Raw genomic sequence first — 25764 nt, forward strand, 5'->3', positions numbered from 1 at the left:
TCTTTATTTAAATGTTAAAGTTCCTGTAGTTTGTAATAGTTTTCTGTAAGCCAGTGCTGCATCTGCTTTTGCATTGATAACTCCTACATTTGATGCAATCTGAGCTGCATCGGCATCCAAAAGTTCGGTCATGGTTGCCAAACCGTTGTCATATTTATTTTTTGTGATTCTGTAGTTTTCATTAGCCTGCTCAGCTGCTTTTTCATACACTGATATTCTCTTTTTGGAGTAATCTGTATTCTGATATTCTCTGTTCACATCAAGCTTAATATTGTCATTCAATAACTCATCCGTTGCAGCCAACTGCTTTTCTCTTGCCTGAGACTGTCTCAGTGAAGAGTTTTCTTTCCAGATATTGGATAAATTGTAAGAAATTCCTATCCCAACATTCACTGCATTGTATACGGTAAGCACTTTCGGAACGTCTGCCGCTACATACCCTCCGGTAAATGCTATTGAAGGAAGGTTTTCAGCTTTTGCCGATTTTGAACCCAGTTCTGCTGCTTTTCTCTGCTGAGCCAAAGCCTGTAAATCTTTACGGTTTTCTCTGGCTTCATTGACATAGTAATCAACGGCTTTTACTTCTGAACCTTCATCTATATAATTCTGATCTACTTCAATTTCTGTAGTTTCAGGAATACCTAGCAACAGATCCATATTGATGTTGGCAATATTGTAGTTGTTTTTGGCTTCCAGTAATTGCAGCTCGATATTTGAAGTCTGAAGGTTTGCTTTTAAACGGTCGTTTCTTGCAATTACCCCGTTGTTTTCCAGTTTAAGAAAAGTTTCATCCCTCTTTTGAGAAGCGGTAAGGTTTTCTTCTAAAACTTTAATGGACTGATTGGCTTTAAATAAGTTGTTATAAGCCTGAGCTACGTTGTAAGCAATTGCTATTTTATCATTCTCAGTGCTCAGTTTTGAAGCTTCTACCAGATATTTTGCAGATTGGATCCCGTATTTAATTCTTCCGCCACTGTAGATCGGAACACTTAAATTAACAGTTCCGTAAGCCACCTGATGTACATCCGGACTTGCCCCTGCTGCCCCTGAACCCCCGCCAATTTTTAGATCAAGATTGGGTTTGATAGGAAGATACATATAACTTCCTGACACTTTCAATTCCGGAAGCTGTCTGTTTTTGGCTTCCAAAAGATCTGCCGTAGCTTCTTCGATCTTGGCGGCATCGATCTTAAGGTTTTTACTGTTCTGGATTCCCAGCTGCACGGCTTCGTCGAGAGTGAGCTGTTTTTTCTCCTGAGCATTAATGGCTGCAATTCCCATAAACAGAGATAATGCGAACACCGAGTTATTTATTCTCTTCATAACCTAAAAGGTCTTTTAGTAAATATTTTATATGTTTATTAAGTTCTGTGTAATATTTTTCTTCAAATACTTCATCATCGTCGGTATCGTTCAGGAACTCTTTGTACATTTCCTTGGCATTGGATGCGTAAAATAAAGTTCCGCTTACCGTGGCATGAAGTAAATAGATAGGAGGATTTTTAGTGAAAATTCCTTTTTTAAGTCCGCTTTCCAAAACCTGAGAATACATGGAGATAAAGCCCATCTTGGTCTGCTTAAGAAATTCCACAATCTGCGGATTTTGCGTATAAAGCTGCTCCCGTTGCATAATTCTGTAAAAGCATTTGTGATGTCTTACCCTTCCGGAAAACTGATCCACGACTTTCTCAATCTTCTGCCAATCGTTGATATCCGTTCTTTCCAGAATATCCTTCGCAAAGAACTGCCCCTCATTCATTCTGTATTCCACCAATTTCTCGTACAGTTTTTCTTTGGATCCGAAATAGTAAGAAATCATAGAGATATTTACATTCGCTGCCTTGGAGATCTCTCTTGTGGAAGTCCCCTCAAAACCTTTTTCAGCAAAAAGCTTTTCAGCAGCAAATAATATATTTTCTTCTTTTGAAACCATAGTCATTCTATTTTTCAGGGTGCAAATGTACACAAGATTTTCAAAAAATCAAACGATTGATTGGTTTTTTAATGTTCTTTTAATATTAGCCAACATAATCAACTGAGAATTAATAAGATTAGATGCCCATATAATCTGACTTCCGCCAAGAAAGTATATCTACCATTTCAATAATGAATGTATTTTGGTATCTTATCTTACCCGAAAACAGAAGAAGAATACTAATCCTTCAGCCCACTCCACAAAAAAATCCGGCTATCATGCCGGATCTTCTGTTATGAAAACAGGATCTTTATTGGGTAACAATCATTTTTTTTGAATCAATTAATTTTCCGTCAGCCTGTAGATTATAGATATACGTTCCGGGCGTGAGCGTTCGGGCTGAAATAGTAATCTGCTTTTCGCCTCTTTTTACAGGAATAGATTGCAGCTGTCTCCCACCCATATCAAAAACCGCGATGGATACATTTTCTCCGGCAGCATTAAAACGGATGACAGTCTCCTGATTAAATGGATTGGGAACGTTCTGTTCCAATGAAAACGACGATAAAGAAGCCGGTTGATCTGCTACCGTTTTCTTTGTTTCAGAAACTCCGTTGATCTTCGCTTCCAGTGCAGCCATTCTTTCTTTCAGGTCTTTGATTTCGCTTTTCTGCTCTTTAAGTTCGTTCAGTAGCAGCGGAATAAATTCAATATAATTAAGGGCATAATTTCCTTTCTCATCTATAGTAACCAGATTCGGGAATTCTTTTTCTACTTCCTGGGCGATAAAACCGAAGTGCAGTTTATCATTATCAGCTCTTTTGTCTGTATTTCCTTCCTTAGACTTAAAAGTATAAGAGTAAGGCTTGATATTAAGCAACCTGGAAGAAAGATCTTTTAAAGGCATAATATTATCCTTTAATTTTTTATCTGAACTTAAAACAAATGCCTGCGCTCTGACTGATCCATAAAAAACATCCACGTCATAAGTAGATGATGCATCAACCCCTACACCCAATCTAGCGATATAAATTCCATTGGCACCGCCTGAAACTGTACCAAACCCGGAGGCACTGCCGTTACCACCATTCAGAAAGCTTAAATAGGCTACCCCTCGTATAGAGTTAATACTGGTCCCATTTCCAAATGTAGGACTTGAATACATGGTAAGATTTGAAGATTTCAGGTTACCCAGATTGTCATTATACATCATCCTGCTTTCATTGGCTGTATTTGAAAGAGACCGAAGTCCAAAAACACCTCCATAGCTCAGCCAGTTAATCATCACCGGATCTACGGGTGGAATTATATTTCCAACCTGATTGTATATTTCTACAATATTGGGCGTGTTAGTCCCAAACATTTTATATACATGATTTATTTTCAAAGCGGATATTGCGGAGCCACTGTTTATATCCAATCTGGCAAGGGGTGATGCATTTCCAATTCCGACATTTCCTGTAGTGGTGGTAGGTGTCGAAGTTCCTGTCCATACATTTTGGGCAGAAACTGATAGCGCGGCTGTTGACAATAACAGACCTAAAAGGAGTCTTGATCTTTTCATAATATATCTTGTTTTATGGTTTCAGTTTGATTCACGGAACTTTTTAATGATTCTATGAAGCTATTAAAACAAAATATATCCCTGTATTATGAATAAATAAGTGTAGCTGTTTTCTTAGTAAGTGCCATTATTTGGGAAGCAAGTGTAACAGATGCTGAAAGGAGTATTGAGAATAGTCAATTTTGCTCGCAAGTGAATGTGAATTTTTGAGAGCCAAGATTTAAGATGTCAGATTCCAGACACCAGATATCAGACGAGAATTCATTTAATTAATTATCAGTAACTCAGAACCCTCAACTAATCAACCCGGAACATAATTCAGGTTAAGCTAAGAATTTTTGTGAATGTAACGCGATAATTTGATCCCCAGATCTGTCCAGACAATTTTAGGATTACCGTTTCGGGTCAGGTGAAGATCCGCTGTATTGATTTCTTCTAAAATACTTTCAATATTGGCCCCGCTTATAAATTTAGAGAATCCGGCCCAGTTGAAGCCGTCTGCATCTATCTTTTTATAGACTAGATTTTCAGACTGGTAGTTCTGAAGAAGGGCAAGTCTGAAGATTTCAGAGCAGTAGTTCAGGAAGTTTTTCTGTTTTTCCCTGTTCCACCCTGCGATTTCTCTCGCCCAGAAAATGATACTTTTAAGGAATTGCGGTTTCTTTTTCACCATAAATGCATCACGCACCCACTGGATAAAAAGCTTTTCAAATTCATCGCTTTTGTGTCCGGAATTTAAAATTTTCAGAGCATCATTAAGGTCTCCCTGCGCTTCGTGAACGATCTCTCTTATCTTTTCAGCAGAAACTGAAGCATTCTTTTTAAGGTAGTTTTCAAGGTCCTCATCGTTAAGCCTCGGAACTTCCACGATCTGTGTTCTGGAAAGAATGGTCGGAAGAATATCGTTCGCAGTTTCGGCGGTGAGAAGAATAAGGGTCTTTGCAGGCGGTTCTTCTAAAAATTTCAGAAATTTATTGGCTGCAGCAACATTCATTTTATCGGCCCTCCAGACGATCAGAATTTTGGTTCCACCCTCAAAACTTTTCAGGGCAAACTTCTGGTTCTGATCATCAATTTCATCGGCGGAAATAAAAAGCTGCTTATTTTCAGATTCCAGGAAAGCCGTCCAGTCATCGTAGCTCGCATACGGAGAAGCCATGATCATTTCCCTGAAATCTTCGAATTTATTTTTGCTTAACGAATTTTTGTTATCGGTAAAAACAGGGAAACTGAAATGCAGATCCAAGTGGTTCAAATGTTCCACTTTTGCGGCCGCGTGCTCATTTTCTCTGCTAAAAATCTCCTTAGCGTAGGCCAAAACCATAGGGAAAGTTCCATACCCTTCTTTTCCTAAAAAAAGCTGTGCATGGCTTACTCTGTTTTCGGTGATGCTTTCCTGAAGAAGTTTTTTCAGATTTTCCTGTCCGGCGATGTTCTCCCAATTCATGTCCCAAAGATAAAAAATCTTATCTCAATTGCGAAGATTAAGTCAATTTAATGTTGCGGGGTTGAGATAGAATAGTGATGAGTTATAAGTTTCGGGATGCAGGCGTATTTTGGTTGATGGTTGATGGTTGGTGAGTTGCTAGTTATCAGTTATAGTAAATTAAGTTAACGAATTATCGTCTGATGTATCTGAAATCTGATGTCTAAAATCTTGACTCTGGATCTTGATTCTTGCTTCTAAAATTCCCAATAGGAAACATCAATCATTCAATTAGACTAAATCAGATTTTAAATCGCACACAATATAATTTTTGGCAATACATTTGACCTATCAATTTTTAATTAACTTACTGATACCATTTCAGTACACATTTCAATCATTAAATAATAATAAAATGAATAAAGAATCGGAACAGAAAATAAGAGATGTATTCGAGCAACAGAAGGCTTTTTTCAAAACCAATCAGACTAAAGATATTGAATTCAGAAAAGCACATTTACGAAAATTCCGTGACGTGTTTTCCGCTCATACGGATTCACTCTGTGAGGCTTTGGATATCGATTTAGGAAAAAGCAGAAAGGAAGCGGAATATGTAGAAATTCAAATTGTCCTGGGTGAACTCGATTATTTGCTTGACCATATAGACGAATGGGCAAAACCCACTCCGGTAGAATCAAAACCACATCCATCCGGAGCGGAAGTAGTGAGTAAAATTATATATGAGCCTTATGGCGTGAATTATATCATAGGCCCTTTCAATTATCCGGTTCAGCTGACCTTCAGCCCGCTTATAGGCGCTTTGATTGCAGGAAATACAGCGATCATTAAACCCTCTGAAAATACACCACACGTAGCCAAAGTTCTGGAAGATATTGTAAAGGCATCCTTTGAAGAATCTTATGTTGCCGTAGTTCAGGGAGCTATTGAAGAGAACACCTTATTACTCAGCCTTCCTTTCGATTATATTTTCTTTACGGGAAGTCCGAATGTTGGGAAAATTGTCATGAAAGCAGCTGCTGAACAGCTTATTCCTTTAACGCTGGAACTTGGAGGAAAATCACCTACCATTGTTCATCACGATGCAGATCTGGATAAAGCGGTGGCAAGAATTTCTTATGGAAAATGGATCAATTGCGGCCAAACCTGTGTTGCTCCGGATTATATCTACATTCATGAGTCTGTGAAGGATCTCTTTATTGAAAAATTCAAAGCGTATCTAAATGCGACTTACACAGATGGATCATTGGGTAAAATAGGAAAAATTGTCAGCCAGAATCAGATCAAACATCTTGCGGGTTATCTGGAAGCTGCTCCTGAAAAAGTAATCTACGGTGGAAACTACGACCTTGAAACCCGTCATTTTGAAGCCACTATTATGGATCAGGTAACATGGAATGATCAGGTGATGCAGCAGGAGATTTTTGGCCCTATCCTGCCGATATTAACGTATACCGATATTAATGAAGCTCTTGAAGAAATAAACAGCAGACCTAAACCATTAGCTTTATATGTTTTTACAGAAAGCCAGGAATTTGCAGATGATATTCTGAACCGTACCACAAGTGGTGATGCAGAAATCAACAGTACGATTATTCATGTCGGCTCTCATTATTTACCATTTGGAGGTGTGGGAACTTCCGGAATGGGAAAATACCACGGAAAGTTCAGTTTTGAAAATTTCAGCCACAGCAGATCTGTACTTCAGGTAAAATAATTGACAGATTTAAGACTTAAAAAGGACCATTCACCGCATATGAATGGTCTTTTCCGTATAATAGAATTTTTATTTTTATTCGTGAAAAATTGCATTTTTCTTTTAAAGACAGGCCCTTAACAAACTTTAACCACATATAATTTTTACAATTCATTAATATTTAAGATATTTGCGCATTGTTTTAAAAATAAAGAATGAAAAAAATCTTTGCGGTATCATTCATATCAGTTGGATACTTCCTAAATGCACAGAGTATAAGTAACTCTCCGTATGCAACTTATGGAATTGGAGATGTAAAATATGATAATACTATTGAAACTGCCTCTATGGGTGGTATATCTACTGCTTATATCAGTGATTTCACAAGCAGCTTCAATTTCGCAAACCCTGCGAATAACTCTAATTTCGAGCTTACAAGTATCAGACTGGAAGCTACCAACGAAAACAATTACTTCAAAACTAATTACAACGATACGAAGTCTACCAAACATTCAACGTATCTTTCTAATATTGCAATAGCTTTTCCTTTGTCGCCAAAGGTGAAAATGGGACTTTCCTATCAGCCGTACAGTTCTAAAAGTTATGATATTGTACACTCTACCAACTACGATACTACAGACCCTAACTATTCTGAGGGAGGATATTACACCAATCGTTTTAAAGGAAGCGGAACGCTAAACACAGCACAGGCAGCCGTTTCTTATAAAATCGACCAGAATTTTGCTGTAGGTTTGAGAGCCAATTTATACTTTGGAAATCTTTACGACCTGAATGAGCTTAGATCTTATGATAAAAACGGTGTTGCAAATACTGAATACATCAACGGTTACGAAACCAAAAACAGCATTAAAAACTTTAACTTCACCCTGGGTGGAAGTTACCAGAGTCTGAATACGCGTACTGACAGAAAATTAACCATCGGGGCAACGGCTACGTTTGGAAATACCAGTAATATGACTACTGATTATACCAACAGTACGTACAGATATTCTGATGCTGCAGAAAGTGTAAAAGCTCTGGAAACTGTTATAGAAAAGAAAAGTACAAGTTCTAAAAACCTTCTTCCATTACAGGCATCCTTAGGGGTAGGTTACGGAAGTGAAAACCAGTGGTTTGTATCAGGACAGCTTGATTATAAAAAAGGAGAGGATATTTCTTATTTTGGGAAGACTTTTGACTTCCAGGATACGTACAGAATCTCAGCCGGAGGGTGGTACCTGCCCAACTACAACAACTTCAGAAATTATTTTTCAAGAGTAATCTACAGATACGGAGCGTTCTATGAAAGAGGAAACCTTAAGATAGATGGTAACAGCATCAATAAATTTGGAATCTCTGCCGGGGTAATGCTTCCATTCAAAACAAGCAGCATCACCAGAATGAGCGGTCTTGAAGTAGGCGTAGAACTAGGAAAAAGAGGAACTCTAAAAAACAATCTGATCAATCAGAATTTTATCAACCTGAGAATCGGTTTCAACTTTGCTGACAGATGGTTCAGAAAGACTCTTTACAACTAAAATGAATTTTTCAAAAAAAATATCATATAAAAATATAGCATGCCTTTTTAGTTGTGCTATATTTTTTATACTGACATCCTGCGAGGAGGACCTTACCAAGGCCAATGGAAGTAAAAGCAAGAACTTCCCTTCACAGATCATCAATAATGCCAATATTATCCAGAGGGATTCAGGTTTTATCTCATTAAAAGCCAAAGCTCCGATCATTGAAAAATATGAATTGATCGACAGTCCTTATGTAGTGGCCAGAAAAGGAATCAATATCGAGTTTTTCGATAAAAAGAAACCTAAAGTACCCGGTAAAATTACAGCCAAATATGCCCGTATTTTTGAATATAAAAAATTCTATGAAGCAAAAGGTGATGTAAGAATTACTACCAATGAAGGACAGCGTTTTGCGATGCAAAGTATTTACTGGGATCAGAGAAAAAACAGGATCTACACCAAAGACACCGTATACGTTACCATGGAAGACGGCTCTACCCTTGTAGGCGCCAATGGAATGACAGCTAAAGATGATTTCTCGGAATATACCTTCTTCAATAATTCCGGAGATTTCAGTACAAAAAGACTCGAAGAAAAGAAAACACCACAGTAACATGAGATTTCAGGCTATTGGGCTCATGTCCGGCACCAGTCTGGACGGTCTGGATATATGTTTTGCCGCTTTTGAGAAACAGAACAACGGCTGGAATTTTCAGATCCTTAAGGCAGAAACCCTTCCCTATCCCAAAAACTGGGAAGAAAAGCTCAGCAACTCTATCCATTTATCTTCGGAAGAACTCCTGGAACTTCATTCGGAATATGGTTTTTATCTTGGCGAAAAAGTCAGAGAATTTATTGACAGCAACCGCCTTGAGCATATCGATCTGATCGCATCTCATGGGCATACGGTTTTTCATCAGCCTCAAAAAAAGTTTACTTTACAGATCGGAGACGGAAGAGCGATAAAAATCGCAACAGGTCTTCGCGTAATTTACGATTTCAGAAGTCAGGATGTACTGATGGGCGGAAACGGAGCACCTTTAGTTCCTATCGGAGATGAATTGCTCTTTTCTGAATATGATGCATGCCTCAATTTGGGTGGATTTTCCAATATCTCTTTAAAACAGAATGATAAAAGAATAGCATTTGATATTGCTCCGGTGAATATTGTCCTGAACAGACTTGCTCAGAAATTCAATAAAAATTTTGACGAAAATGGAGACCTGGCGAGAAAAGGGACGATTGATGAAGATCTTTTAATAATGCTTAATTCTATTGAGTTCTACAGCCTGCCACACCCCAAATCATTAGGCATTGAATGGTGCTGTGAACATATTTTTCCTCTGTTGGAAAACACTGAGACATCAGATATCATGGCTACCATTACTGAACATGTAGCGCAACAGATTTCAGAGATTATTAATAAAAACAATTTACAAAATATTCTCTTTACCGGCGGAGGTACCTATAATACTTTCCTGATCGAAAAAATCAGAGAAAAAACGGAATATGCGATCATTATTCCGGAAAAGGAGATCATTGATTATAAAGAAGCACTGATCTTCGCCTTTATGGGTGTTCTAAGGTTGAATAATGAAATTAATGTCCTTGCTTCTGCTACAGGAAGTACAACGGATCACAGTTCGGGATTAATCTGTTGATTTCGGGAGACAATGTCAATGGTGAATTTTTGGGAATCAAGATCCAAGAATCAAGACTTCAGACACGAGACATCAGACGATAACTCATTAACTTAATTACGACGAACTAGCAACTAATAAACTATCAAATAAATCACGAAACTCTAAAACCTGTACAGCAATAAAAAAGTCCTGAAAATTCAGGACTCCTATTATTTGTAAACTTCGATCTTATCGGTGAGTGTATTGATAAAGTTCTGAAGCGGTTTTTCTACCATCATTTTGATAAAAGGGTTGAACTTCCCTTCAAAAAGCATCTGAACTTCAGTCTGAGTATCGTTAACAGGGTTTAAAGCGGCTGTTAATGTAAAATCCAGACTTGAGCTTGCTGACTTCAAAACAGCTTTCTGCTCGTTCACCTCATCTATTTTCAAAGCAATTTCAGGCATTCCCTGAAGACCGAATTTGAATCCGTTGTCTCTTGTTTCGAATTTCTGAAGACCGTCCGGCATAAAATCTTTATAGTTTTCAGGCGATTTCAATATTTCAGACAATTCTTTAGATGATTTATTGACAATAATCTTTCGTCCTTCTAAATTCATTTTTTATTTTTGTATTTAAATTCTTAATTCTTACAAATATATGTATAAAGTTTTTGTGAACGAAAAAAAATTATTGGTGTCTAAGCATCCCGAGCATCTTGAAAAAGAACTTAGGTACGAAAGTTTCACAACTTTAGAGATTGCATTGGATATTTTGGAAAACACTTCCGTAAAAGAACTGAATGTTTTCGGTGAGAATATTGAAGAGATCTGGAAAGAGTTTGAAAACCTTTTCAGAATCATAGAAGCTGCGGGAGGCCTTGTGAGCAATCCTAAGGGAGAGCTTCTTTTTATCAAACGTTTAGGCAAATGGGATCTTCCGAAAGGTAAGATGGAAAAAGGGGAATCCCGCGAGGAATCTGCCGTAAGAGAGATTGAAGAAGAAACCGGTCTCAAAGATGTAGAGCTGGTACAATTCATCAATACGACGTATCATATCTATATCGAAAGAAACGGTGAAAAGATCCTTAAATGTACGCATTGGTTTGAAATGAACTTCGACGGTGAAGATACGTCCAAACCACAAATCGAGGAAGGCATCACTGAAGTAGCCTGGAAAAACACCGCCCAGATCGAGGATGAAGTTTTCCCAAGCACTTTCCAGAACATCAAACTGATTGTAAAAGATTTCTGGAATCTGAAGCTTAAATAAAGTCTATCGATTTTTCAAGAGCAATTCCTCTTGACCCTTTTAACAGGATATTTTCAGACTTAATTGTATTCTGCTTAAGGTATTCTATCAGTTCTGCAGTATTGTCAAAAGACAATGCTGAAGGATTGACGGTTTTAAAATGTTTTCCTACAGTAATAATCTGGTCAAAAGCCAATTCCTTAGCAAGTTTTAAAATGCTCTGATGTTCTTTCTCGCTTTCCGCCCCCAATTCAAGCATATCTCCTATAATGATGGTCTTACTGCCTTCGAACGTGACAAAGTTATGCAGAGAAGCCGTCATAGAGCTTGGATTGGCATTGTAAGTATCGAGCACCAATGTTCTCCCTTCTTTTTTCACCACCTGCGAACGCATATTGGTTGGCGTATAGTTTTCAACGGCATGCTTTATTTTTTCAAAGCTGATACCGAAATGAAGGCCGAGGCTGGCTGCCGCACACAGATTGGTGAAATTATATTCTCCCGTCAGTTTTGATACAGCTTTGGCTCCCTGAAATTCCAGTCCTACAAAATGTTCTTCTGAAAAAAGTCCGAACTGATAATCCGAATGCTCTTTTCCGAAGGTAATCTTGGGGCTATAGTTTTGAGTTTTCTCTGCCTGAACGGGATCATTTTCATTCACAACAATAGTTTTGTTATGACTTTTCAGATAATCATACAATTCAGATTTACCTTTTATCACGCCTTCAAATCCGCCGAAGCCTTCCAGATGAGCTTTCCCAAAATTGGTAATATAGCCGAAATCCGGCTGGGAGATGGTACATAAAAGTTCTATTTCCTTCTGATGATTGGCACCCATTTCAATGACAGCCATTTCATGTTCAGGCTTAATAGAAAGAATTGTCAGCGGAACTCCGATGTGATTATTTAAATTTCCGTAGGTATACTGTACATTGAATTTCTCCGAAAGGACCGCATGGATGATCTCTTTAGTAGTAGTCTTTCCATTGCTTCCGGTAAGCCCAATGATGGGAATATTGAGCTGATTTTTGTGGTAAACGGCAAGCTGCTGCAGAAATTCAAGGGTAGACGGAACATAGAAAATGTTTCGGTCTTTATTTTCAAATTCCGGCTGCTCTACGATCGAGGCCAGAGCACCATCGTCAGCGGCTTTTTCTGCTAAGGTTGCAGCATTGAAATTATCACCTGAAAAGGCAAAGAAAATATCATTCTTCCCGACTTTTCTGCTGTCGATCGTTACTTTATCTGACTTTAAAAATAAAGGATAAAACTGTTCTATATTCATAGTTCAAAAATAAAAAAACCTTCCGGAAATCCGGAAGGTTTTTTATAAGTATTTTGATAATATTATCTTCTAGTTCTGCTCTTGTCGCTAGCTCTAGCATCCTGTGCAACACGGAAGCCGATCCATCCGTAAGCTTTGCCCTGGTTTTTGTATCTTCTTTGTCCCGGATCCAACCAATAGGCTGTATCCTGCCAAGAACCACCTTTTACAACTCTTACATCGTTAGACATTGCTGAAGTTCTGTCTTTACTATCTTTCATCATTTTCACTCTACCTCCTGCATCTACTACAAATCTCTTCTGAGGAGAGTTGTACATATCATATGCAGCAGCTGAGTCTGAAGCTCTGTAGTATTCTAAAGAAGACTGTCTGTCTCCGTCTCTGTAGTTTCTGTAGTCAGCGATAGTTTGTCTTTCAAACTGTCCCGGAAGTCCTCTGTATACTAATCTTCCGTCGGCTAGCGTATCATACTTGATAGTTCCTTCGTCGATCATTTTGTAAGTTCCGTCACCGTTTCTTACAACAGCCTGAGGCATGTTTCCTCTGTAGTAGTTGAAATCACTGAAATCTTCATCGATGATAGGTCTGTAAACGTCAGCCGTCCATTCAGAAACGTTTCCGTACATACCGTAGATTCCAAGGTCGTTAGATGGGTATTGTCTTACATCTGCAGTTTGAGCAGATCCGTCGTTTTTCCATCCTGCGATACCTGAATAATCACCTGTACCCATTTTGAAGTTTTCAAGGAACATTCCTTTGTCTCTTCCTTTGGTACCTCTTAATCTTTCGATTTCAGGTTTTTTACCTTTGTATTGGTTATATTCTCTGTTTTTAGCCATACCAAGAGCTGCATATTCCCATTCTACTTCGGTAGGAAGTCTGAACTTCTGAACCATTGAAGAGTTTGGAGCTCTGTTTGCAGAAAGAAGTCTCTGGTTGGTTGTTTTCATACCAGATTTTTGCTGCATTCTTTTCTCGTTGATATATCCCTGCATTTCCGGATCATTCGCTTTGAATTTATCCATGTTGAATGCTGTTCCTCCCTGGTTATTGGATTCGTTGATATACAAATCTTTAGCAATAACTCCGGCCTGCATCAAAGCTTTTTCATTTGCTCTGTCTGTAAGCCATTCACAATATCTGTTTGCCTGAGTCCAGGAAACTCCTACTACCGGGTAGTAATCGAATTCTGGTGAGCGCAGATATGTTTCATTATAATCGTTTCTAGCGAGTTTATTATCCCATAAAAGAGTATCTGGCAAAGCGCCGTTATAGATCTCCTTGAAGCTAGGATCACTAGGTGGAAATACGTACTTCAACCATGTAAGGTATTCGCGGTATTCGTAGTTAGTAATTTCTGTTTCTCCGATAAAGAATGAACTCACCTGCATTCTGCGCGGCGTGTTATTCCAATCATGCATAACATCATCTTTCACTAATCCCATTGTAAAAGTTCCACCTTCTACATATACCATTCCTGGCCACCCCTTCTGTTTTTGTTGCTTTCCTGCAAAAAACCAACCTTGTTTTTCGTTTGGTTTCCAACCCGTCTTGCTGACAAATTTTTTAGTACCGCCTCCTTTGCTGGTCCCGGATCCGCCACAGCTGGTTAATGCAAGTGTAGAACTTAATGCTATTAATGAAAACAACTTTAGTTTTTTCATAGTCGATATAAATATTTTCAAAGTACAAAGAAAAAATAAATTATTCAATAAATCAAGTAAACATTTGATTTTTTTGAAAAACGTTAACAAATTAATTTTATTGTATCACAATTTAATTCTAAAATTTTCATTTTATTTGTAATTCGGAAATTTCAATAATAAACATGAAACAAAAAATCACCTTTTTATTACTATTCTCTTTTGTATCAACACTTTGGGCCCAGAGAAAAGCCATAGAATGGGAAGGCTCTAAAATCCTGGATTTTGGTGATACAAAATTAAATCTTCCAAATTTCAAAAATGAAGGTTTTTCGTTCAGCCAAAATAACGTTTTTATCATCACCAAACAAAAAATAGGAGAAAAGCAACTGAAAGTTTCTGATCTCGCCTGGGAAAGTGTTTCGAATAAAGATCTCTATGATCTTGACAAAGGAAGACTGCCTGAATTTGAAGTGGCAGATGTTGCGTATTATACGCTGGAGGGAGAAAGATATGCGAGCATCAGCGTCTCTTTATTTAAAAATGTAAAAGGACGTGTCCTGAGACTTTCTTCATTTAATATTTCTGAAACCTCTGCTCCCAACAATTTCAGATCTGGAAATGGAAACAAAGTGGGAACTACCAACAACCCTCTTTCGAGCGGCGGTTTTTATAAAATAAAAGTAGACAGATCCGGTATATTTAAAATTACGGCACAGTTTTTAAAAGATAACGGGATCAACCCTGCTTCTGTAAATCCGAAAAACTTCAGAATCTACGGAAATGGCGGTGTCATGCTTCCTGAACACAATCAGGATACAAAATACAGCGCCCTTCAGGAAAATGCAATCCAGGTCGTGGGTGAAGAGGACAATGTGTGGAATGACGGAGACTATGCTCTGTTTTATGCACAGGGGCCCAACGGATACAACCTTTACGATCAATCCAACGGAAGCGGTTATAAAAGAACCGATACCAGAACCGACACAAGTAATAATCTCAAAAATATTTATGAAGATTTTTCATACTACTTTATCAATTTCGACAAAGGTCCCGGTAAAAGAGTACAGCCCGTAGACGCCAATCTTCCGGCCGGAAATCTAATTACCAGGTATGATAATTACCAGGTGATCAACAATGACCAGAAAAATCTTTTAAAAGTAGGAAGAATCTGGGTGGAAGACGCACCGTTTACAACGGATAAAGCAGTAACCTTTACAACCAACTCACCTATTCAGGCCGGTGATGTCATCAGGTACAGAACTCAGGTGGTGGGCTACAGAGCCCAGCAGAACACCATGGAGTTTAAGATCAATAACCTGAACCCGACACCTCCGTTGGCTGTTCCTTCCAATACATCAACCTATGTCTATGATTTCTACCAGCTGAAATACGACGGTACGATATCTAATCTGAACGGAAATCAGATCACCATTAACTACAAACCTAATATTTCTACAAACCCTAACGGAGCTTTTTACTTCGATTACGCTGAAGTGCAGTACAAGGAAAACTTAGCTTTCAACGGGTCTCAGATGAGCTTCAGGGATTTCTCTATTGCCAGCGGATCCAATACGAATTACGGATTTGGTGTTTCCAATGCAACCAACCTTGAACAGGTATGGGATGTGACTGACATTACCAATGCCAACAGAAGAATAAATAAAGCAGGTGCCGGAAGTTTTAATTTCGGTTATATCGCTGCGGATCCTAGCTTTAATAATGAGTTCGTCGCTTTCCGGGCTGATGCGGCTTACAATCCTCAGTTTGTAGAAAGAATTGCCAACCAGAATCTTTCTGCTCTTCAGAATGTAGATTATCTGATTCTTACCGTTCCTGAAATGATGGGACAGGCACAGAGACTGGCAAGTTATCACCAGACGAAAAACAATTATACAGTAGAAATCGTAGATCCAACTAAAATTTACAATGAATTCGGAAGCGGAAGCAGAGATCTTACTGCCATCAGAGATTTTGTAACCAAACTCAACACCAGCGGAAGACTTAAATATGTATTTATTCTGGGAGATGCTTCATTTGATTATAAAAACAGAATCTCCGGGAATACTAATATTGTCACCAGCTACCAAAGTGAGCAGTCTGCCGACTTTGTAGGATCTTATGTAACGGATGACTATATTGTAATGACGCAGCCTCAGACTACGGCTTTCATTGAAAACAACCTTCCGGATATTCCCGTGGGAAGAATTCCGGCGGCTAATGTGACGGAAGCGGGAGATATGATGAACAAAACACTGGCCTATTATAATGCTCTTCCAGGACAATCCTCCCCCTTCGGAGAATGGCGTATGAAAGTAGACTTTGTAGTGGATGATGATCAGGACGGAGGAAGTCCTTTCCACACTGTGATGAATGCTACCCTTGCGAGTATTTTCGAACAGCCGGGACAACTTGACCTGAAGGAATACAACGTAAGAAAATTATATCTGGATGCTTTCCCTGCTCAGAGTACTGCAGCGGGACAGAGATATCCACAGGTGACTCAGGCCATTTCCAACGATATAGGAAACAGTCTTTATCTTTTCTATTTCGGACATGGAGGAATCAACGGATGGGCCCAGGAAAGAGTACTAACGAGTACAGAAATCCAAAACTCCAACAACTTCTCCAATGTATACAGCAGATTTCCATTTGTATCTACTATTACCTGTGAATTTACATTATGGGATGAGCCGGGTACTTCTTCTGCAGGAGAACAGTTCATTAAGCTAAAACAGGGAGGCGCTGCTGCCATGATTACATCCAGCCGTGCCATTGGGGTAGATTACGGACGTGTCTTTACAGATACCTTTACAAAGAGTATTTTCAAACTGACCAACGATGATTTTGAAACGTTAGGATATGCTCATTTAATTGCTAAAAAACAAAAGGGAGCCAATATTGACCACCTGAAAGTAAATTTCCTCGGAGATCCGGCGATGAAACTGAGCAGACCTCAAAGAAATCTTGTGATCGATGGTATTGAATCTCCGGTTCCGGGGCTGATCAGAGGATTGGACTTTATTAAAGTAAAAGGACACATCAACAATCCTAACGGAACGGTGAATACTACTTTCAACGGAAGAGTTTCCATTCACATTTTTGATAAAAGATTAAATAAAAAGACGCTGAATAACGACGGAACATTAGTTCCTGCTACCATGGATTATACGGAAGAAGGGAGTGCTATCGTTAAAGCTTCCGGAACCGCAGTAAACGGGGTATTTACCGTAGAATTCTATGTTCCCAAGGATATCAACTACGCCGTAGGACAGGGAAGAATCCTTGGATATGCCGACAACAAAGGATCGGATGTATTTAATAATCAGCCTGTACAGGTGGGAGACATCAACCCTAACGGAATCAATGACAACGAACCTCCAAAAGTAAAACTGTATATGAACAATACAAACTTTGCAGATGGTGGAATCACTAATCAAAACCCAATGCTTCTGGCATGTATTACAGATGATACCGGGATCAACTCTACAGGATCCGGTGTAGGTCACGATATTACCGTCTATCTGGACGGGCAGATCATCAATACCGTTGTTCTGAATGACTTCTTTGCTTCAGGCGAAGGAAACGGATGTCTGAATCCAAGCCTTGCCGACTACCAGAAAGGAAATGTAACGTATCCTTTCAGAAACCTGGCCATAGGACAACATCAATTAACATTTAAAGTTTGGGATATAAACAATAATTCGACAAGTGCTACGTTAAACTTTGAAGTTAAGGATGAAGCTGATCAGCACCTTATCATCAACAGACCGCTGAACTGGCCGAATCCGTTTACCAATAAAACGTACGTGCAGTTTGAACATAATTGTGATGATATTTTGGATGTTAACGTTCAAATCTATACAATAACAGGAAAATTAGTAAGAACATTATCTCAGCCGGTTGTCGCAGAACCGTTCCTACAGGGCTTTAGAACGCCACGTCAGGCAATAGAATGGGACGGAAGAGACGATTTTGGGGCAACTGTTGCAAAAGGTACGTATATTTTTAAGATATTTGCAAAAAGTCAAAATCAAGAAAAATGCAAAGGAAGTGCTACAGCTGTAGAAAAAATGGTACTTTTGAAATAATTAAATAATACATAGATAATAATATTTATAAAAAACTGATAATATATAAAAGACAACATATGAATTTAACTACTAAACTGCTTTTGGGATTTGGTTTAAGTGCTGGTTTTTTAGGCTATTCGCAAGATTTAAGTAAGATAAATCCAGTATTGACCGGAGCTCCTTTTCTAAGAATTGCACCAGATGCAAGATCTGGAGGTATGGGAGACCAAGGGGTGGTAACTTCACCGGATGCATTTTCACAATTCTGGAATGCGGCAAAATATCCTTTTAGCAGAACAAGTTCTTCCGTAGGTCTTAACTATACACCGTATATGGGGAAACTTACCAATGATGTATTTTTACTATATGGTGCATTCCATAAATTCTTGGGACAGGAAGAAAGATCTACCATCTCTGCCAGTATCTATTATTTCAACATGGGTGAAGTAGATCTTACTCAGTTAGTAGGTTCAGAGGTAACCTCTATGGGTACATCAAAACCTAATGAATTCTCTATTGACGTTGCATACGGTCTGAAACTTTCTGATTCTTACTCCATGGCCGTTACCGGTAGATTCATCCGTTCAGATTTAGCCGGAGGTTTCAATACAGATACTACACTTAAAGCTGCGAACTCTTTTGCAGTAGACGTTTCAGGATACTATACTTCTCCAAAATTCTCAAGTTTCGGAGGATATGACGGAAAAGTGAACGCTGGTTTTGCAGTTCAGAACTTAGGTCCGAAATTAGACTATACCGGAAATGAAGAATCCAGATCTTACCTGCCTACTATGGCAAGATTAGGACTTGGGTACGATATGTATTTAGATGATATGAACAAGATCGGTATTAGCTTTGAAGGTTCTAAGATTTTGGTTCCAGGAGCTGAATATGTAGGTATAGATCCTAACACAAGACAGCCAAGATATGAAATCCCTAACGTAGGGCCTATTGCCGGGATCGGAAAATCTTTCAAAAACAAAAACTCTATCATGATGAGTGGTGCTTTGGAATATTCTTACGACAATGCATTTGCAGTAAGAACAGGTTACTTCCATGAAAGCGAAGAGCAGGGAGCAAGACAGTTCGCTACAGCAGGTATCGGATTGAAATACCGTTCTTTCGGACTTGATATTTCTTATCTGATCAATATGTCAAAAATCAATACTGCTTTGGATAACACGATTCGTTTCGGTCTTACCTGGAACATCGGTGATGAAACATCTAACGTAGATTATTAAGATATTCAATTCTTCAAATCAAAAGCCTCATTTTTATGGGGCTTTTTTTTGTAAAATATTAGCGGTCAATTGTCAATTAGCTGCGCTGTCAATTGGCTTCGCCGTGAATTTATAACCCGTTTTACAATTACCCCTATCTTCAGATTCACCATTCACTTGCAAAGCAAAATTCACTATTCACAGTCTTACGCCAAATAATGTAATTCGTCATATCCAATTCGTCATAAACACAGCCATCCAAATTGCCAATTGACAAATGATTACAGAAATATAATATATAAGTTTGCAAAAGTCTCATTTTTATAAGGCTTTTCTTGTTTTCAATAATTAATTTTGTACCATGAACTATTCAGCAGAACTCAAAAAATTCGTTACCAGCCAATATGTATATTCTGCCATCAGAATTACGCTGGCAACTGTTCTGCCCTGTTTAGTCCTCGCCCACTTCGGAATTCTCAAAGAATACTTCCTCTTCCCTCTCGGAACCAGCTTTGTAGCACTTTGTGATCAGCCCGGTCCTTTTATCAGAAGAAGAAATGCGCTGACATTCGCGATTTTCTGTTTTGTCTTTGTGGCGCTTATTGCCAGTATGGTCATGAATTTTAAAGTACTGGTCATCCTGGAGATCATTGTATTCGGGATGTTTTTCTCCCTCATCGGAGTCTACGGACAAAGGCTTGCCGCGGTGGGATCATTATCTCTGGTTGTGCTGGCAATCTTTATCGACGGGCATCTTACAGGAGCCAATATTTTCAAAAGCCTTCTGATTTTCGCATCCGGATGTATCTGGTTTTTATTGATTTTCCTAGTGGTTACTACCATCCAACCTTATAAGCTCGCGGGACAGATGATCGGTGAAAATTATCTCCAGCTTGCAGAATTTCTGAAGATTAAAGCGAATTATTACCAGAAAAATCCTGACTTCGACAAACTGACCACTCAGGTTATCGCCAAACAGGTGGGAATTAAAAACCTTCAGGAAGAAACCAGAGAAACCGTTTTCAAGACCAGAACCATTGTTAACGAATCTACGACCACAAGCCGACTCTTAATGCTGATGTTCCTGAATTCTATGGACCTTCATGAAAAACTGATGACCTCGGAAAGCGATTATCAGAAACTGCAACAGAGTTTTGAAGACAGCATGATTCTGGTAAATATCCATGATTATTTAAACCTTCTTGCTGAAGAAATCACCAATATCGGAATCTCGCTTCAGATCGGAACAAGGGCAAAACCTATGTTTGATCTCGATCTTGAGCTGAAAAACCTTAACTATCATTATTTCGAACTCCGCAATAAGCAGATGAATCCCGGTAATCTGGAGAATTTCATGATCCTCCGCCAGATCCTTATGCGCATCAACGAGATCACTAAGGAGATTAATGAGATCTATAAAGTATTTTCCCAGGATGTCAAACTGGCGAAAAGTCTTTCCACTGGTTTGGATTTAAAAAAATTCATGCCTAATGAGGAGAAACTTAACTTCAAAGTGTTAAGGAATAATATTTCGTTTTCATCCTCTCATTTCAGACATGCGATAAGAATCACCACAGCACTGCTGGTGGGATATATTTTCTCTATGTTTGATCTCTTGGGGCTGGGACATACCTATTGGATCCTGATCACGATTGTAGCGATATTGAAACCCGCCTACTCCATTACAAAAAAAAGAAACCTTCTTCGTTTGTATGGGACCATTGCAGGCGCAGTCATAGCGTATACGATCCTTCATTTTATTCATTTCAATGGTATTTTATTTACCATCCTTTTATTGAGTATGATCATGTGTTTCAGTTTTCTGAAGGGCCGTTATTTTTGGGCGGTTCTGTTTATGACGATCTATATATTTCTGAGTTTTAATTTTTTAAATCCGGGAAATGTAAACGTGATCTTCAAAGACAGAATCATTGATACATTCATCGCCGGAGTGATTGCTTTTGCGGTATCTTATATTGTCCTGCCGGTATGGGAACATACTCAGAACCTCGATTTGATGAAAAAATCTGCGGCAGACAACCTCATCTATTTCGAAAGCGTGATTTCAAAATTTCTGGAAGGAGCATTTGACATTGAAGATTATAAAGTGAAGAGAAAAAACGCAATCATTTCACTGGCCAACCTGTCCGATAATTTCCAGAGAATGATCTCCGAACCGAAAAACCAGCAGAAGAAACTGGAAGTTGTGCATCAGTTTGTAGCCACCTCGCATCTGATCACAGCGTATACCGCCTCGCTTTCCCAATACTCTAAAAACGATGAAAAGTATCCTGAAATAGATGCTGAAAGCTGGAGCAGAAAGATAGAAGCGGAAATGCAGCAGACCTCTGTTTTGTTAAACGGAGATGAAATCAATGAAGCCTTAAGAATGGAAAGCCGTCTGGAACCGGAAGATTCCTCCATTGAAAATATGCTTTCAAAAAGAAAAACTGAGATTGAGGAAAATGACCTCATCGACCGCAGAGATCCTGATAAAATATCACATTTAACAGAGCTTAAGAATATCCATGATATCCTGGAGCTGATCTACGACGTCGCTAAAGAACAGAGAAAAGTCATTGAAAAATACAAAAGCGAAGAAGGTCCTATTCCTCCACAATCGTAAAACAGTAGTCATCAAAAAACTCCACTCTCGCCTTGAACTCGTCGGAAAACTGCTCATCATATACCCTGCAGCTTATTTTATAAAGATGTTTAAGCTCGAACGGCTTCACCTCATAATTCTTTTTCAGAGACCAGTATTTCGAATGATGGATCTTGTACATGCTTTCCTTTACACTCCATATAATAGTATAGAAGGTTGCCTCATTATCCTTAGGAATGAATCCTCTTTCGTTTTCGTACGTGAATTTATCGATAACCCTTAAGATCTTTGGGTTGAATTTCTCAATATCAATCCCTATTTTATTTTTGGAAACGGCAATGGCAGCAAAAGGAAATGAATGGGTGATGGAAATTTCAGCATCTTTGGGTGAAAGGAAAGGCTCCCTTTCTTTGTATAAAATTTTGGAATGCGGTTTTAAACTTTTCAGAAGTTTGCGTACCATCAATACCTCCTGCAGTTTTTTCGGATGATAGTCTTTTACCTTTTCGGCATTTTCCGGCTCCAGAAGCTCGTGGATATCAAGTTCTTCGCTTTCATCATATTTCCATACAAGAATGGTGGCAGTATCATCTGAAAAATCGCGGTAAAGAGGCATTATTATTTTATTCGATAAAAGTAGTAAAAAGATGTGGAAGATGAAAGAGAATGAGAGAAGGAAGCATGGAGATGGAAGTTAGTATTCGTTTGCCTATTAACTTTTAAAGTTTTGATTACAAAGAAATCTATAAAAAAAGATTCTTCTTTACTTAACAGTTATAAACTTCCATCTTCGCAATTCCCTCTCCCATTCTTACTATATTACTTCGACTGATGATTCACATCATTTCTGTGCTCAAGGATTTCAAGATTTTCATCTACAAAGTAAGCACTTCCAAAACCGTTTACATAAGAACCTTTTACCGGCTGTAAAGCAATCAGAATGAAATCCTGCATTTCAGCAATAACATCCACTACTTTTCCGTGTGTTTCTTTTAATTTGGTGACCACAGTGTTCCAGATTTCTGAATCTCTTTCAATCTGTGAAGTTGCTGCTTCGATCGTTAAACGTTCACGGGCGTAGATCTGTTTCGTAGCAGATTCATCTTCAATGAACATCACTGAGGTTTTTCTTCCGTCAGCAAGGTTTTTGGTATGTTTTGCCATAAAAGAAACCAGGATATATAAGGTATTGTCTACCTGTACAAAAGGTGCATAGCTGGAATTAGGTGTTCCTTCCGCATCTACCGTAGCCAAAATCACACTTTTGGTACGTTCTATCAGTTCTCTTACTTTTGGAGCTACCGGTTTTGCTTTTCTGTTCGCCTCTTCTTGGGTATTTGTATGATTCATAGTATAAAAATTTTATCCCACAAAAATAGTTATTTAGATTAAGACTAAATAATTTTTATCTATGTATAATCTCATAAACCTCGACTTGATGTGCCGTTTTTTTATCTAAATTATTAATTGTAATTTTGCGTTTCGTTATCAACTGAATTTAAATTTATTCATTACATATGAGTACTACAACACAATACGTTCCTTACAAAGTGAAGGACATATCCCTAGCAGAATGGGGAAGAAAAGAAATTACCCTTGCAGAAGCAGAAATGCCCGGTTTGATGTCTATCCGTGAAGAATACGGACCGTCTCAGCCACTAAAAGGAGCAAGAATTGCCGGATGTCTTCACATGACGATCCAGACGGCTGTACTTATCGAGACATTGGTAGCTTTGGGAGCTGAAGTTACATGGTCTTCTTGTAATATTTTCTCTACACAGGATCACGCTGCTGCTGCTATTGCTGCTGCAGGAATTCCGGTTTATGCCTGGAAAGGTCTGAATGAAGAAGAATTCGACTGGTGTATTGAGCAAACTTTATTCTTTGGTGAAGACAGAAAACCATTGAACATGATCCTTGATGATGGTGGAGATCTGACGAACATGGTTTTCGACAGATACCCTGAATTCACAAAAGATATCAAAGGACTTTCTGAAGAAACCACTACAGGCGTACACAGATTGTACGAAAGAATGAAGAACGGAACTTTGGTAATGCCTGCTATCAACGTAAACGATTCTGTAACTAAATCTAAGTTCGACAACAAATACGGATGTAAGGAATCTGCAGTAGATGCTGTAAGAAGAGCTACAGACCTTATGCTTGCCGGAAAAAGAGTGGTAGTTTGCGGATACGGAGACGTAGGTAAAGGTACTGCTGCATCTTTCAGAGGAGCGGGTTCTATCGTTACAGTTACTGAAATTGACCCGATCTGTGCGCTTCAGGCTGCAATGGACGGTTATGAAGTAAAAAGATTGGATACTGTTGTAGACAACGCTGATATCGTGATCACGACTACCGGTAACTTCAACATCGTAAGAGGAGAACACTTCCTTAAAATGAAAGATAAAGCGGTTGTTTGTAACATCGGTCACTTCGATAACGAAATCGATATGGCTTGGTTGAACGAAAACTACGGTTCTACAAAATCTGAAGTGAAGCCACAGGTAGACATCTACACCATCGAAGGTAAGGAAGTAATCATCCTTGCTGAAGGTAGATTGGTAAACCTTGGATGTGCTACAGGACACCCAAGTTTTGTAATGTCTAACTCTTTCTCTAACCAAACTTTGGCTCAGATCGAACTTTGGACAAACTCTGCTGCTTACGGAAACGAAGTATATATGCTTCCTAAGCATTTAGATGAAAAAGTAGCTGCTTTACACCTTAAAAAATTAAGCGTTGAGCTGGAAACTCTTTCTCCGGAACAAGCTGAATATATCGGTGTAGATGTAAAAGGCCCATTCAAGCCTGAGTACTACAGATACTAAGAGATCAATACCATATGATATTATCCCACTATTTCAAGATAGTGGGATTTTTTTATGCAAAGAGATCGCGCATTTCGTATTTTTGCCCGGTAAAAAAATAGCATGAAAAAGTACTTATTTCTGGGACTGATGAGCTCTGTTGCATTCTTTAACAGCTGCAGCAGCAATGATGATAATGATGGAATCAATACCCCTTCCGAGCCAAAGGTATTGTTAAGTAAAATCACTATCGTTTACTATGACAACCCGTCCCAGCCACAGACCAGCACACAAACCCTGGAATACAACAATCAGGGTGAACTTATAAAAACATTGTCTGCATCAGGAACTTCTACGTTTGAATACAGTAACGGGAAACCTGTAAAAATAAACTATTACAATACCAATCAGACACTGGAATACTATTCTGTTCTTAATTATAACGGAGATCAGCTGTTAAATGTTAAAGCAATCTACGCTAACCCGGATTACAACAGAACGATTACCTATAATTATAATAATAACGGACAGGTTATTTCTTCCACCCTTTGCCAATCACAGGACTGTTCCAATCCTATTGTCGATACTTATGCCTATAATGGAAACAATATTTCATCAGAATCTTCAGAGCAAGGATCCTCTTTCAATACTAAAACTGTTTTCTCTTATGATGATAAGCTGAACCCGTACACCAATATCAACAAATATCTGAGAATCACGATGAGAGGAGCTTATGTTTTAAGCAAAAACAATTATCTGACAGAAAAGATAAGCTTCAAAAACAATGGTGTCTGGGAACAAACACAAACCAGAACTTCCACCATACTGTACAACAGCTCCGGTTTACCTGTTCAGGTGATCTCAAAAGAAGCTAACGGAAGTCTTTCCGCCCAGTATAATTACGAATACATTACTCAATAATAGTAAGCTCTCCAATTCGGGGAGTTTTTTTATGAGCTGTTTCCCGCTATCCGCTCATACTCCTCGCCCCAAAGCCTGACCACTCCTGCTGTGGGGTAACCGCTTCTATCGGGGCTAAGAGATATGGAATTTTGAATGATGGATTATGAGCTATGTTTTGGATTATCATCCTTACAGGCATTCAATAGGAAC

At 38.6% G+C, this 25764-nt stretch carries 19 protein-coding genes; 10 read left to right on the top strand and 9 right to left on the bottom strand.

Going from position 1 to position 25764, the window contains the following annotated elements; all coding sequences use genetic code 11:
- Positions 1–3 precede the first annotated feature (3 nt).
- From LC419_RS02285 to LC419_RS02300, 4 genes are all read right to left on the bottom strand, one after another.
- Positions 4–1323 carry a TolC family protein gene (locus LC419_RS02285; RefSeq protein WP_223605830.1) on the bottom strand — a complete coding sequence of 440 codons (1320 nt, stop codon included), beginning with the start codon at positions 1321–1323 and terminating at the stop codon, positions 4–6.
- Positions 1307–1933 (bottom strand): TetR/AcrR family transcriptional regulator, encoded by a 627-nt coding sequence (locus LC419_RS02290; RefSeq protein ID WP_090023157.1) that lies wholly within the window; start codon positions 1931–1933, stop codon positions 1307–1309. Before LC419_RS02290 ends, LC419_RS02285 begins: the two co-directional genes overlap by 17 nt.
- Positions 1934–2225: 292 nt before the next feature.
- Positions 2226–3479 carry a tail fiber domain-containing protein gene (locus tag LC419_RS02295; protein ID WP_223605831.1) on the bottom strand — a complete coding sequence of 418 codons (1254 nt, stop codon included), beginning with the start codon at positions 3477–3479 and terminating at the stop codon, positions 2226–2228.
- Between the two features lie 328 nt (positions 3480–3807).
- The gene (locus LC419_RS02300; protein ID WP_223605832.1) at positions 3808–4926 is read right to left on the bottom strand and encodes a DNA polymerase III subunit delta'; all 1119 of its coding nucleotides are present in this window, start codon (positions 4924–4926) and stop codon (positions 3808–3810) included.
- A 394-nt stretch (positions 4927–5320) separates the two neighbouring features.
- Between LC419_RS02300 and mdlD the strand changes: the two genes are divergently transcribed.
- From mdlD to LC419_RS02320, 4 genes are all read left to right on the top strand, one after another.
- Positions 5321–6640 (top strand): NAD(P)-dependent benzaldehyde dehydrogenase MdlD, encoded by a 1320-nt coding sequence (gene mdlD / locus LC419_RS02305; protein WP_223605833.1) that lies wholly within the window; start codon positions 5321–5323, stop codon positions 6638–6640.
- A gap of 194 nt (positions 6641–6834) precedes the next feature.
- Positions 6835–8157, top strand: coding sequence for a hypothetical protein (locus LC419_RS02310; RefSeq protein ID WP_223605834.1), 1323 nt, complete (start codon positions 6835–6837; stop codon positions 8155–8157).
- Between the two features lies 1 nt (position 8158).
- Positions 8159–8755, top strand: coding sequence for an LPS export ABC transporter periplasmic protein LptC (gene lptC, locus LC419_RS02315; RefSeq protein ID WP_223605835.1), 597 nt, complete (start codon positions 8159–8161; stop codon positions 8753–8755).
- Between the two features lies 1 nt (position 8756).
- Positions 8757–9803 carry an anhydro-N-acetylmuramic acid kinase gene (locus LC419_RS02320; RefSeq protein WP_223605836.1) on the top strand — a complete coding sequence of 349 codons (1047 nt, stop codon included), beginning with the start codon at positions 8757–8759 and terminating at the stop codon, positions 9801–9803.
- Between the two features lie 191 nt (positions 9804–9994).
- On the opposite strand, the gene LC419_RS02325 is transcribed toward LC419_RS02320, so the two are convergent.
- Positions 9995–10384 (bottom strand): hypothetical protein, encoded by a 390-nt coding sequence (locus tag LC419_RS02325; RefSeq protein WP_047453718.1) that lies wholly within the window; start codon positions 10382–10384, stop codon positions 9995–9997.
- A 40-nt stretch (positions 10385–10424) separates the two neighbouring features.
- Here LC419_RS02325 and LC419_RS02330 point away from each other — a divergent pair, with 40 nt between their 5' ends.
- On the top strand, positions 10425–11036 hold the full coding sequence (locus LC419_RS02330) for an NUDIX hydrolase (protein WP_223605837.1): 612 nt from the start codon (positions 10425–10427) through the stop codon (positions 11034–11036).
- Here the strand turns inward: LC419_RS02330 and murF are convergent.
- Together murF and gldJ are read right to left on the bottom strand one after the other, a co-directional pair.
- Complete coding sequence (gene murF / locus LC419_RS02335) at positions 11029–12300, bottom strand: UDP-N-acetylmuramoyl-tripeptide--D-alanyl-D-alanine ligase (protein WP_223605838.1); 1272 nt, start codon at positions 12298–12300, stop codon at positions 11029–11031. The two genes, LC419_RS02330 and murF, sit on opposite strands and share 8 nt — an antisense overlap.
- A 62-nt stretch (positions 12301–12362) precedes the next feature.
- A complete protein-coding gene (gene gldJ, locus LC419_RS02340) occupies positions 12363–13964 on the bottom strand; it encodes a gliding motility lipoprotein GldJ (protein ID WP_223605839.1) in 1602 nt (533 codons plus the stop codon).
- 164 nt (positions 13965–14128) lie between these two features.
- On the opposite strand from gldJ, the gene porU reads away from it, so the two are divergent.
- The 3 genes from porU to LC419_RS02355 all read left to right on the top strand — a co-directional run bounded on the left by porU (position 14129) and on the right by LC419_RS02355 (position 21862).
- On the top strand, positions 14129–18034 hold the full coding sequence (gene porU / locus LC419_RS02345) for a type IX secretion system sortase PorU (RefSeq protein WP_223605840.1): 3906 nt from the start codon (positions 14129–14131) through the stop codon (positions 18032–18034).
- Positions 18035–18093: 59 nt separating this feature from the next.
- A complete protein-coding gene (gene porV / locus LC419_RS02350; RefSeq protein ID WP_223605841.1) occupies positions 18094–19257 on the top strand; it encodes a type IX secretion system outer membrane channel protein PorV in 1164 nt (387 codons plus the stop codon).
- A 340-nt stretch (positions 19258–19597) separates the two neighbouring features.
- Complete coding sequence (locus LC419_RS02355; protein ID WP_223605842.1) at positions 19598–21862, top strand: FUSC family membrane protein; 2265 nt, start codon at positions 19598–19600, stop codon at positions 21860–21862.
- Here LC419_RS02355 and LC419_RS02360 read toward each other — a convergent pair.
- Together LC419_RS02360 and LC419_RS02365 are read right to left on the bottom strand one after the other, a co-directional pair.
- Positions 21843–22457 (bottom strand): 4'-phosphopantetheinyl transferase superfamily protein, encoded by a 615-nt coding sequence (locus LC419_RS02360; RefSeq protein WP_223605843.1) that lies wholly within the window; start codon positions 22455–22457, stop codon positions 21843–21845. The two genes, LC419_RS02355 and LC419_RS02360, sit on opposite strands and share 20 nt — an antisense overlap.
- A 203-nt stretch (positions 22458–22660) precedes the next feature.
- The gene (locus tag LC419_RS02365; protein WP_223605844.1) at positions 22661–23191 is read right to left on the bottom strand and encodes a HugZ family protein; all 531 of its coding nucleotides are present in this window, start codon (positions 23189–23191) and stop codon (positions 22661–22663) included.
- A gap of 167 nt (positions 23192–23358) precedes the next feature.
- On the opposite strand from LC419_RS02365, the gene ahcY reads away from it, so the two are divergent.
- Positions 23359–24672, top strand: coding sequence for an adenosylhomocysteinase (gene ahcY, locus LC419_RS02370; RefSeq protein ID WP_223605845.1), 1314 nt, complete (start codon positions 23359–23361; stop codon positions 24670–24672).
- A gap of 102 nt (positions 24673–24774) precedes the next feature.
- Positions 24775–25572, top strand: coding sequence for a hypothetical protein (locus tag LC419_RS02375; RefSeq protein ID WP_223605846.1), 798 nt, complete (start codon positions 24775–24777; stop codon positions 25570–25572).
- The last annotated feature ends 192 nt before the right edge of the window (positions 25573–25764 follow it).

Source organism: Chryseobacterium sp. OSA05B (genome assembly GCF_019970065.1).
Lineage (GTDB): Bacteria > Bacteroidota > Bacteroidia > Flavobacteriales > Weeksellaceae > Chryseobacterium.

Bases quoted from the DNA above. Each gene is read 5' to 3' on its own strand.
- LC419_RS02285 (WP_223605830.1), bottom strand. From the start codon at position 1,323: ATGAAGAGAATAAATAACTCGGTGTTCGCATTATCTCTGTTTATGGGA.
- LC419_RS02290 (WP_090023157.1), bottom strand. From the start codon at position 1,933: ATGGTTTCAAAAGAAGAAAATATATTATTTGCTGCTGAAAAGCTTTTT.
- LC419_RS02295 (WP_223605831.1), bottom strand. From the start codon at position 3,479: ATGAAAAGATCAAGACTCCTTTTAGGTCTGTTATTGTCAACAGCCGCG.
- LC419_RS02300 (WP_223605832.1), bottom strand. From the start codon at position 4,926: ATGAATTGGGAGAACATCGCCGGACAGGAAAATCTGAAAAAACTTCTT.
- mdlD (WP_223605833.1), top strand. From the start codon at position 5,321: ATGAATAAAGAATCGGAACAGAAAATAAGAGATGTATTCGAGCAACAG.
- LC419_RS02310 (WP_223605834.1), top strand. From the start codon at position 6,835: ATGAAAAAAATCTTTGCGGTATCATTCATATCAGTTGGATACTTCCTA.
- lptC (WP_223605835.1), top strand. From the start codon at position 8,159: ATGAATTTTTCAAAAAAAATATCATATAAAAATATAGCATGCCTTTTT.
- LC419_RS02320 (WP_223605836.1), top strand. From the start codon at position 8,757: ATGAGATTTCAGGCTATTGGGCTCATGTCCGGCACCAGTCTGGACGGT.
- LC419_RS02325 (WP_047453718.1), bottom strand. From the start codon at position 10,384: ATGAATTTAGAAGGACGAAAGATTATTGTCAATAAATCATCTAAAGAA.
- LC419_RS02330 (WP_223605837.1), top strand. From the start codon at position 10,425: ATGTATAAAGTTTTTGTGAACGAAAAAAAATTATTGGTGTCTAAGCAT.
- murF (WP_223605838.1), bottom strand. From the start codon at position 12,300: ATGAATATAGAACAGTTTTATCCTTTATTTTTAAAGTCAGATAAAGTA.
- gldJ (WP_223605839.1), bottom strand. From the start codon at position 13,964: ATGAAAAAACTAAAGTTGTTTTCATTAATAGCATTAAGTTCTACACTT.
- porU (WP_223605840.1), top strand. From the start codon at position 14,129: ATGAAACAAAAAATCACCTTTTTATTACTATTCTCTTTTGTATCAACA.
- porV (WP_223605841.1), top strand. From the start codon at position 18,094: ATGAATTTAACTACTAAACTGCTTTTGGGATTTGGTTTAAGTGCTGGT.
- LC419_RS02355 (WP_223605842.1), top strand. From the start codon at position 19,598: ATGAACTATTCAGCAGAACTCAAAAAATTCGTTACCAGCCAATATGTA.
- LC419_RS02360 (WP_223605843.1), bottom strand. From the start codon at position 22,457: ATGCCTCTTTACCGCGATTTTTCAGATGATACTGCCACCATTCTTGTA.
- LC419_RS02365 (WP_223605844.1), bottom strand. From the start codon at position 23,191: ATGAATCATACAAATACCCAAGAAGAGGCGAACAGAAAAGCAAAACCG.
- ahcY (WP_223605845.1), top strand. From the start codon at position 23,359: ATGAGTACTACAACACAATACGTTCCTTACAAAGTGAAGGACATATCC.
- LC419_RS02375 (WP_223605846.1), top strand. From the start codon at position 24,775: ATGAAAAAGTACTTATTTCTGGGACTGATGAGCTCTGTTGCATTCTTT.